This window comes from Pseudonocardia sp., assembly GCF_025465255.1.
Lineage (GTDB): Bacteria > Actinomycetota > Actinomycetes > Mycobacteriales > Pseudonocardiaceae > Pseudonocardia.
Map to the genome: position 1 here is coordinate 1 of NZ_JAODNI010000224.1, position 9,585 is coordinate 9,585.

Below are 9,585 nucleotides of genomic sequence, written 5' to 3' on the forward strand. Positions count from 1 at the left end.
GTCGCGGGCGCGGCGGCCCGGGCGGCGCTGCCGGTCCGACGGGCCGGGGCCGGCTTGCCGGTGGCCGCACCGCTGGCCTCGACCGTCGCCTTGAACGCGGTCCCGGGGCGGAAGGCCGGGACCGTCGTGGCCGGGACGGGCACGGTCTCGCCGGTGCGTGGGTTCCGCGCCACGCGGGCCGCCCGGGCCCGGGGCTCGAACACCCCGAATCCGGTGAGCGTCACCGAGGAGCCGGATCCGACGGTGTCGACGATGATCTCCAGCAGGCCGTCCACAGCGGACGACGCGGTGCGCCGGTCTCCGAGACGGGCCGCCAGCGCGTCCACGAGCTGGGTCTTGTTCATGAACGGCACGGTAGAACGTTTCCGCAGCTCGCACCAGTGACGCGGCCGAAAAAGCCGTTGCGGCGCAGGGATTGCGACCGCGTCGCTCGTGCGCGGTGAGTGGTGCCGGAACACCACTCACCGCGCACGGGCGGCGTCAGCCGTGGGTGGTGGGCATCCGCGCGGGGCGGGCGGCCTCGAACGCGGTGATGTCCTGCTCGTGGCGCAGGGTGAGACCGATGTCGTCCAGGCCCTCCAGCAGCCGCCAGCGGGCGTAGTCGTCGATGTCGAAGCGGACGGTCAGGTCCTTGGCCTGCACCGTCTTCTCCTGCAGGTCGACGGTCACCTCGGTGCCCGGCTCGTTCTCCAGCAGCTTCCACAGCAGCTCGACGTCCGGCTGCGCGACCTGCGCCGCGACCAGGCCTGCCTTCGCCGAGTTGCCCCGGAAGATGTCCGCGAACCGGGACGAGATGACGACCCGGAAGCCGTAGTCCATCAAGGCCCAGACGGCGTGCTCGCGCGACGAGCCGGTGCCGAAGTCCTGCCCCGCCACCAGCACGGAGCCGCGCGAGAACGGCTCCTGGTTGAGGATGAAGTCCTCGTCGCCCCGCCAGGCCGAGAACAGCCCGTCCTCGAACCCCGTGCGCGTCACGCGCTTGAGGTAGACCGCGGGGATGATCTGGTCGGTGTCCACGTTGGAGCGGCGCAGGGGAACGCCGATGCCGGTGTGGGTCGAGAAGGCGTCCATCAGTTCAGGTCCTCCGGCGAGCTCAGGGTGCCCCGGACCGCCGTCGCGGCGGCCACGAGGGGCGACACCAGGTGGGTGCGGCCGCCCTTGCCCTGGCGGCCCTCGAAGTTGCGGTTCGACGTCGACGCGCTGCGCTCGCCCGGGGCGAGCTGGTCCGGGTTCATGCCCAGGCACATCGAGCAGCCCGCGGAGCGCCACTCGGCGCCGGCGCTGGTGAAGATCTTGTCCAGGCCCTCGTCCTCGGCCTGGAACCGCACCCGCATCGAGCCCGGCACGACGAGCATCCGCACGCCGTCCGCGACCGTGCGCCCGTCGATCACCTCGGCGGCGGCGCGGAGGTCCTCGATCCGGCCGTTGGTGCACGAGCCGACGAACACGGTGTCGACCTTGATGTCGCGCAACGGCATGCCGGCCTCGAGACCCATGTAGGACAGGGCCTTCTCCGCGGCGGTGCGCTCGTTCTCGTCGACGATCGACTCCGGGTCCGGCACGCTCTCGCCGAGCGGCAGGCCCTGGCCGGGGTTGGTGCCCCAGGTGACGAACGGGGTCAGCGCGTCCCCGTCGATGTCCACCTCGGCGTCGAACGTGGCGTCGTCGTCCGTGCGCAGCTCGCGCCACGCCTCGACGGCCTCGTCCCACTGGTCACCGGTCGGCGCGCGGTCGCGGCCCTTCAGGTACGCGAAGGTCGTCTCGTCCGGGGCGATCATGCCCGCGCGGGCGCCGGCCTCGATCGACATGTTGCAGATCGTCATCCGGGCCTCCATCGAGAGGTTCTCGATGACGTTGCCGCGGTACTCGAGCACGTAGCCCTGCCCGCCGCCGGTGCCGATCTGCGCGATCATGGCCAGCACGACGTCCTTGCTGCTGACCCCGGGCCGCAGCGTCCCGTCCTTGCTGTTGACGTTGATCGCCATGGCCTTGAACCGCTTGAGCGGCAACGTCTGGGTGGCGAGCACGTGCTCGACCTCGGACGTGCCGATGCCGAACGCCATCGCGCCGAACGCGCCGTGCGTGGACGTGTGGCTGTCCCCGCAGACGACGGTGGTGCCCGGCTGGGTGAGCCCCAGCTGCGGGCCGATGACGTGGACGATGCCCTGCTCGGCGTGGTTCATCGGGTAGAGCTCGACCCCGAACTCCTCGCAGTTCCGGCGCAGCGTCTCGACCTGCGTGCGGGACACGGGATCGGCGATCGGCGCGAGCACGTCGAGGGTGGGGACGTTGTGGTCCTCGGTCGCGATGGTGAGGTCCGTGCGGCGCACCGGACGGCCGGCGAGCCGGAGCCCGTCGAACGCCTGCGGACTGGTCACCTCGTGGACCAGGTGCAGGTCGATGTAGAGCAGGTCGGGTTCCTGCCCCTCACCCTTGCGGACCAGATGCAGGTCCCAGACCTTCTCGGCCAGCGTGCGTCCCACCGCTGCCTCCCTCTCCTCGGCTCACCCGCCCCGAGTGGTGGTGGACTTCCCAGGATTTGGGAAGATAGTATCGAGGCGTGAGACAGTCTAGCGGTATCGGCGTGCTCGACAAGGCCGTGGGGGTACTCCGGGCGGCAGCGGCCGAGCCGGTCGGGCTCTCGGAGCTCTGCGAGGCCACGGGCCTGCCCCGGGCCACGGCCCACCGGCTCGCGGTCGGGCTCGAGGTGCACGGCCTGCTGCACCGCGGCAACGACGGCCGCTGGCGTCCCGGCCCCACCCTCGCCGAGCTCGCGGGCGGGCATGCGGACCCGTTGCTCGACGCCGCCGGCGCGGTCCTGCCACGGCTGCGGGACATCACCGGTGAGAGCGTGCAACTCTACCGCCGGGACGGCATCCACCGTGTCTGCATCGCCGCCGCGGAGCCCGCGAGCGGCCTGCGGGACACCGTTCCCGTGGGCACCCGGCTGCCGATGACCGCGGGCTCGGGCGCGAAGGTGCTCGCCGCGTGGGCGGACCCCGCGACGCAACGCCTGGTCCTCGCGGACGCGACGTTCACCGAACGCGTCCTCGTCGACGTCCGGCGGCGCGGCTGGGCGCAGAGCGTCGCCGAGCGCGAGTCCGGCGTCTCCAGCGTGTCCGCGCCGGTGCGCGACACGGCCGGGCAGGTCGTCGCGGCGGTGTCCGTGTCCGGCCCGGTGGACCGGATCGGCCGACGACCGGGGGTGCGCTGGGCGGCGGATCTCCTGGCCGCCGCGGAGGCGCTGCAGCACCGGTTGTAACCCCGTCAGCCCGCCGCGCCACCCGCCGTCCGCGGGCACCGGCACGGTCATGCGGCCGGACACCCTGCGCCGCTACGCGGTGGACGCCGGCTTCGCCGGGATCGACATCCTGGACGTCGAGGACATGTTGTTCCGCTTCTACCGGCTCGCCCGCTGACGCGGCGGTAGCCCGCGGCCCCGGGGTGGCGGGGCGCCGTTCGCCGGGGCCCGGCCACCGACCACCGAAGGAGACGCCGCCTTCCGCGGTGGACGCGCAGCGTGACGTTAGCGTGGTGCCGACCTGCACGAGAAGAGCACGACCGGGCCCGCTCCCCCACGGCCCGGGCGAGGACAGGATCACGGTGAGCGAGGAATCGACACGGCGTCCCGGCACGGCGGCCTCTTCGATCGGGTCGGCCGCCCGCCGCGAGGGAGAACGATGAGCTACCTGCTCGGGATCGATCTGGGCGCGAGCCGGACCATCGCGGCCGTCGGCCGGCCGGACCGGCCGGACGCGCCCGAGGTCGTGGCCCTGGGCGAACGGTCGATGGACGCGCCGACGGTGCTGTTCCTCGGCGAGGACGGCACCGTGACGGCCGGTGAGGCCGCCCAGGACCGGGCCGCGGCCGAGCCCGACCGGGCCGTGCGGGAGTTCACCGAGCGCATCGGCAGCCCGGAGCCGATCGTCGTCGCCGGGGTGACCTGGCCGGCCGAGGAGCTCTGCGCGCGGATGGTGCGCTGGGTCGTCAACGAGGTCGCGGAGCAGGAGGGCGGGCCCGCGGACGCCGTCGCGATCGCCCGTCCCGCGTCGTGGACCACCCACCAGCAGGATCTCCTCGCCGGCGCCCTGGGCGGGCACGGCATGGCGGTCACGTTCGTCGGCGGCGTGCAGGCGACGGGCGCGGTGCGCGTCCTGGCCGGCGGCGCCGAGCCCTACTCGCCGACGACCGTGACCCCGGTCTACGACGAGTCCGGCTACGAACCGCCGCCGGCCTACGAACCGCCGGCCCAGCCCGGATACGAGCAGTACCAGCCCGCGCCGGGCCCGGACGAGCTGCGCACCAGCCGCCTCGCCGTCCCGCCCCCGGAGGCCCCGCCCGCCTGGGCCTACGCCGGTGGGCAGGAACCCGTCGGGTCGGACGTCGAGTACGCGCCGGAGGAGGAGCGCCGGCCGGCGCTGGGCCGCACCCCGGCGACGATGATCGGCATCGGTGGCGCGCTCGGCGCGCTGGCGCTGGTGGGGACGATCGTGTTCTGGCCGTCGGACCGGGTGACGAACACCGCGTCCGTGATCACCCCCGCGACGACCACCTCGGCCCCGGCGCCCGCGCCGACCTCCGAGAGCGTGGCGCCGACCACGGCGGAGGCGCCGGCGCCTCCGCCGCGGACGACGCGGCGGACGCCGGTCGCCCCGACCACGACCAGCGAGGTCCTGCCGCCGCCGGTCGAGCCGACGACGCCCCCGACGACGACCACCACCCCGCCGCCCCCGATCACAACGACGACCCCGCCGCCGTCGGAACCGCCCTCGGAACCGGACAAGCCACCCGTCCCGTGAGCACGAGAACGCCCCGCCGGAGTCTCCGGCGGGCGTTCTTCGTCGGCTTCGGCGGATTGCTGTGATCTGCGCCCGAATGGTGGGCTCCGCCACACGACAATGGCGACCCATGAATACGACAATGCCCGCCCCGGATGATCCGGGACGGGCATTGTCGGTGTAGCCCCGACGGGATTTGAACCCGCGCTACCGCCTTGAGAGGGCGGCGTCCTAGGCCGCTAGACGACGGGGCCTCATGGAAGCACACATCCGAAAACTGTGCGTTTCCGCTGGGGTACCAGGACTCGAACCTAGACTAACTGAACCAGAATCAGTCGTGCTGCCAATTACACCATACCCCAAGGTTTCACTTTCACCGGGGCCCCTGGCTTGGTCGAATACCTGGTGACCGTAGGCCTTGCTGCCGGGAGCCGGTGTCCGTGTCCTTGCAGAGAAGACTCTAGCTCACCCCGCCAGCGCGTTTCAAACCGGCCCCCAGTCGCGCCAGGGAACGCTCCTTGCCCAGCAGTTCCATGGACTCGTAGAGGGGCGGCGAGACGGTCCGGCCGCTGATGGCGACCCGGATCGGGGCGAACGCCTTCCGCGGCTTGAGCCCCAGGCCGTCGACGAGCGTGGCCTTGAGCGAGTCCTCGATCCCCGCCGCCGTCCACTCCGGGAGGGCGTCGAGACCCTTGATCGCGGCCTCCAGGATCGGGGCGGCGTCCGCGCCGAGGTTCTTGGCTGCGGCGTCCTCGTCGAGGGTGAAGTCCGCGCCGTCGACGAAGAGGAAGCGGAGCATCCGGGCGGCGTCGGTGAGGACCACGCTGCGCTCCTGCACGAGCGGGGCGGCCACGGTGAGCACCTCCTGCTGCTCGGGGGTGAGCTCGTCCGAGACGACGCCCTCGGCCCGCAGGTACGGGATCACCCGGCGGGCGAACTCGTCGGCCGGGAGCGCCCGCAGGTGCGCGGCGTTGATCGCCTCGGCCTTCTTGAGGTCGAAGCGCGCCGTGTTGGCGGAGACGCGGGTGATGTCGAACGCGGCGACCATCTCGTCGAGGGAGAAGACGTCCCGGTCCTCGGCGATCGACCAGCCGAGCAGGGCCAGGTAGTTCAGCAGCCCCTCCGGGATGAAGCCGCGGTCCCGGTAGTTGAAGAGGTTGGACTGCGGGTCCCGCTTGGACAGCTTGCGGTTGCCCTCACCCGTCACGAGCGGGAGGTGCGCGTAGGCCATCGGGCCCTTGCCGATACCGACCCGCTGCAGCGCCTCGAGCAGGGCGATCTGCCGCGGCGTCGAGGAGAGGAGGTCCTCGCCGCGCAGGACGTGCGTGATGTCCATCAGCGCGTCGTCGAGCGGGTTGGTGAACGTGTAGAGCGGGGTGCCGTCGCCGCGGGCGAGGACGAAGTCCGGGACCTGCCCCGCCTTGAAGGTGATCTCGCCGCGGATCAGGTCCGTGAAGGTGATGTCCCGGTCCGGCATGCGCAGGCGGAACACCGGCTTGCGGCCCTCCGCACGGAAGGCGGCGATCTGCTCGTCGGTGAGGTCCCGGTCCGAGTTGTCGTAGCCGAGCTTGGGGTCGCGACCGGCGGCCTTGTGGCGGGCCTCGATCTCCTCCGGGCTGGAGTACGACTCGTAGACCTCGCCGGCCCGGACGAGGCGGCCGAGGGCGTCCCGGTAGATGTCGCGCCGCTCGCTCTGCCGGTACGGGCCGTGCGGACCGCCGACCTCGGGGCCCTCGTCCCAGTCGAGCCCGAGCCACCGCAGGGCGTCGAGCAGCGCCTCGTAGGACTCGACGCTGTCCCGGGAGGCGTCGGTGTCCTCGATCCGGAAGACGAGCACACCCCCCGTATGACGGGCGTGGGCCCAGTTGAAGAGGGCGGTGCGGATCAACCCCACGTGGGGTGTCCCGGTGGGCGAGGGGCAGAAGCGGACACGCACGGGATCGACGGAGGCACTCATGGTTCCGCCAGGGTAGCCCTGGCCGTTCCGCGCCTATCGGAGTATATTTCAACGGATGATGAATAACGAGCGCACCTCCGTCGCCGTCGCCGGTGGCGGTCCCGCAGGGATGGTGCTCGGGCTGCTGCTGGCCCGCGCGGGCGTCGAGGTCACCGTGCTGGAGAAGCACGCGGACTTCCTGCGGGACTTCCGGGGCGACACGGTGCACCCGACCACCCTCACGCTGCTCGACGAGCTCGGCCTGGGTGAGCGGTTCGCCGCGCTCCCCCAGCGGCGGGTGCAGCAGCTGCGGGGCGTGCTCGACGGCGGCACGGTCACGATCGCGGACTTCACCCGGCTGCCCGGCGCGCACCCGCACCTCGCGCTCGTCCCGCAGTGGGACTTCCTGGACCTGCTCGCCGAGGCCGCGGAGGCGGAGCCGACGTTCACGCTGATCCGCAACGCCGACGTCACCGGGATGCTGCGGGCCGGGGGGAAGGTCACCGGCGTCCGCTGGACGGACCGGGTCAGCGGCGAGGAACACGAGCTTTCGGCGGCGCTGACCGTCGGCTGCGACGGGCGGGGCTCCACGCTGCGCGCCGCGGCCGGGCTGCGGAGCCGGGCCTTCGGCGTCCCGATGGACGTCTGGTGGTTCCGGCTGCCCCGTCACGCCGACGACGTCGAGGGCGGGCTCGGGCGGTTCTCCACCGGTCACTTCGCGGTCATGATCGACCGCGGGGACTACTGGCAGTGCGCCTATCTCATCCGCAAGGGCAGCGACGCGGGGCTGCGCGCCGCCGGGATCCAGACGTTGCGGGACCGGTTCGCGCGGCTCGTCCCGTGGATGGCGGACCGGGTCGACGCGCTGGAGTCCTTCGACCAGGTCCAGCTGCTCGACGTCCGGCTCGACCGGCTACGCCGCTGGTCGACCGACGGGCTGCTGCTGATCGGGGACGCCGCGCACGCGATGTCACCGGTGGGCGGTGTCGGCATCAACCTCGCCGTCGCGGACGCGGTGGCCACCGCCCGACTGCTCGGGCCGTCCCTGCGCTCGTCCGGCTCGGTCGCCCCCGCGGAGCTCCGGCGCGTGCAGGCCCGCCGCTGGTGGCCGACGGTGGTGCTCCAGTCCCTGCAGCGCGTGGCGCACAAGGTGATCCTGGGCCGCGCCCTGGGCTTCGATCCCGACGCCGAGCACACCTCGGTGACCTCGCTCCCGCTGCCCGCGCGGCTGCTGGAGCGCTTCCCGGCGCTCCGCGGCATCCCGGCGCGGCTGGTGGGCGTCGGCCCGCTCCCGGAACACGCGCCGGAGTGGGCGCGCCGACCCCGGACGCTGCACGCCCACCGCTGACGCGGACGGGCCGGCGGTCAGGTGGCGTGGCGCGGGGACGGGCGGGCGGCCCGCTCCGCCATCGGCACCGGCGACGGCCTGGGAACCGACGACTCGAGGGTGGTGGCCGCCGTGTCCGCGGCGTGGGACGGGGCGCCTGACGGGGCCGGCCGCGGGTGCGGCACCGGAACCTGCCGCGGTGCGGGCAGCGCGTCGGCGAGCAGCTGCCGCGTCGCGTCGAGCTGCTGGCCCAGCTGCCGGCGCAGGGCGTGCAGGTTCTCGACCTCGGCCCGGGCCTCCTCGACCATCCGACGCGCCGTCTCCTCGGCCTCGGCCACCCGGGCCGCCCCCTGGGCGTCGGCGCGGTCGAGCACCTGCTGTGCGACGCGCGTCGCCTCGGCCTGCATCGCGGTGATCTGGGCCAGCGCCTCGCGGCACCGCGCCGCGAGGGTGGCGCGGAACTCCTCGTCCGCGGCGGCCCGACGGACCGCCGCCGCCTCGTCCAGCCGGGCGCGTTCCTCGGCGGCCTCGTGGCGCAGCCGGTCGACGTCCTGCTGCGTGAACGGGGAGCGCCGGGAGAGGTCCGTGTCCGGGCCGAGCCCGGCACCGTCGACGGAGAGGGCCCCCTCCGCGTCGTAGGCGTCGCCGGTCTCGGCGATCTGTGCGGCCACCGCGTCCCGCACGCCGCTGAACTGGTGCTGCGCGAGCCTCAGCACCACCTGGACCCGCTCGCTCATGCTCGCGACGGTGTCCACCGGCCCGGTCATCAGCCGGAGCTCGCCGCGCAGCCGCTCGGTCTCGGCGCGCGTCGCGTCGAGCTCGGCGCGGACCGCGTTGCACTCCCGGGTGAGCTGGTCCGCCTGCTTCACCGCGGCCGCCCGGTCCGTCGCGAGGAGACTGACGTCGGTGTCGACCCGGTGCAGGTGCTCGTTGACCTGCTCGGGATCGAATCCGCGACGGACCAGTGCGAAGGACACGGACGAGCCCCGTTCGACTGCGCTCATGCCGATCATGCTAGGGAGACGGTCTCCACGGGCGGTAGTGATTCGCGCAGCGACGCCCCTATCGGGTCGCGACCCGCCGCGGACGAGTGTCACCGGGGTACGCGTTTCGTCACCCGCAGGCGCGCGGGCCCGTCGTGGACGGGGGCCGGTGTCGCCCGCCCGTGTCCCACGTCGTGGGAAGTCCCCGTCCGGACCTGTCGTCGGTGATGCACCCCGATCAATGATGGAGGCCGAGTCGGCGGACACCGACGTCCGCCGACCACCCACCGGAGGTGTTCGTGTCTGTCACCCTGACCGTGCTCTACAACCCGCCCGCGGACCCCGCGGCGTTCGACAAGCACTACGACGAGGTGCACGCACCCCTGGCCGGCAGGATTTCCGGCCTGGAGTCGTTCACGATCGTCCGCCCGGGTCCCGGCCCCGACGGGTCCGCCCCCCAGTACCACCTGATCGCGACCCTGAACTTCGCCTCGCAGGAGGCGATGGCGGAGTCGATGGCCAGCCCGGAGGGCAAGGCCGCCACCGACGACCTGCCGAACT

9 protein-coding genes and 2 tRNA genes are annotated in these 9,585 nt (G+C 73.1%); 4 read left to right on the forward strand and 7 right to left on the reverse strand.

Features of this window, described 5'->3' with window-relative positions; translation table 11 throughout:
- The 3 genes from JWP64_RS28070 to leuC all read right to left on the reverse strand — a co-directional run.
- Positions 1-344: HU family DNA-binding protein (locus tag JWP64_RS28070; RefSeq protein ID WP_297502971.1), on the reverse strand; the 344-nt coding region annotated here is incomplete at its 3' end.
- Positions 345-480: 136 nt separating this feature from the next.
- The gene (gene leuD / locus JWP64_RS28075; RefSeq protein WP_297502973.1) at positions 481-1,071 is read right to left on the reverse strand and encodes a 3-isopropylmalate dehydratase small subunit; all 591 of its coding nucleotides are present in this window, start codon (positions 1,069-1,071) and stop codon (positions 481-483) included.
- Positions 1,071-2,483, reverse strand: coding sequence for a 3-isopropylmalate dehydratase large subunit (leuC, locus tag JWP64_RS28080; RefSeq protein WP_297502975.1), 1,413 nt, complete (start codon positions 2,481-2,483; stop codon positions 1,071-1,073). The genes leuD and leuC overlap by 1 nt, the downstream gene beginning before the upstream one ends.
- A 77-nt stretch (positions 2,484-2,560) precedes the next feature.
- Between leuC and JWP64_RS28085 the strand changes: the two genes are divergently transcribed.
- Positions 2,561-3,262 carry an IclR family transcriptional regulator gene (locus tag JWP64_RS28085; protein WP_297502977.1) on the forward strand — a complete coding sequence of 234 codons (702 nt, stop codon included), beginning with the start codon at positions 2,561-2,563 and terminating at the stop codon, positions 3,260-3,262.
- Between the two features lie 418 nt (positions 3,263-3,680).
- Entirely contained in the window at positions 3,681-4,799 is a 1,119-nt protein-coding gene (locus JWP64_RS28090; protein WP_297502979.1) for a hypothetical protein, read from the forward strand.
- Between the two features lie 160 nt (positions 4,800-4,959).
- Here the strand turns inward: JWP64_RS28090 and JWP64_RS28095 are convergent.
- The 3 genes from JWP64_RS28095 to gltX all read right to left on the reverse strand — a co-directional run bounded on the left by JWP64_RS28095 (position 4,960) and on the right by gltX (position 6,735).
- Positions 4,960-5,032, reverse strand: a tRNA-Glu gene (locus JWP64_RS28095).
- A 36-nt stretch (positions 5,033-5,068) separates the two neighbouring features.
- Positions 5,069-5,140 (reverse strand) — tRNA-Gln (locus JWP64_RS28100).
- Between the two features lie 98 nt (positions 5,141-5,238).
- Positions 5,239-6,735 (reverse strand): glutamate--tRNA ligase, encoded by a 1,497-nt coding sequence (gene gltX, locus JWP64_RS28105; protein ID WP_297502981.1) that lies wholly within the window; start codon positions 6,733-6,735, stop codon positions 5,239-5,241.
- Positions 6,736-6,790: 55 nt separating this feature from the next.
- Between gltX and JWP64_RS28110 the strand changes: the two genes are divergently transcribed.
- On the forward strand, positions 6,791-8,062 hold the full coding sequence (locus JWP64_RS28110) for an FAD-dependent oxidoreductase (RefSeq protein WP_297502984.1): 1,272 nt from the start codon (positions 6,791-6,793) through the stop codon (positions 8,060-8,062).
- A 17-nt stretch (positions 8,063-8,079) separates the two neighbouring features.
- Here JWP64_RS28110 and JWP64_RS28115 read toward each other — a convergent pair whose 3' ends face one another.
- Positions 8,080-9,045: a hypothetical protein gene (locus JWP64_RS28115; protein WP_297502986.1), complete on the reverse strand. Its 966-nt coding sequence runs from the start codon at positions 9,043-9,045 to the stop codon at positions 8,080-8,082.
- Positions 9,046-9,323: 278 nt separating this feature from the next.
- Between JWP64_RS28115 and JWP64_RS28120 the strand changes: the two genes are divergently transcribed.
- Positions 9,324-9,585: EthD family reductase (locus JWP64_RS28120; protein WP_297502988.1), on the forward strand; the 262-nt coding region annotated here is incomplete at its 3' end.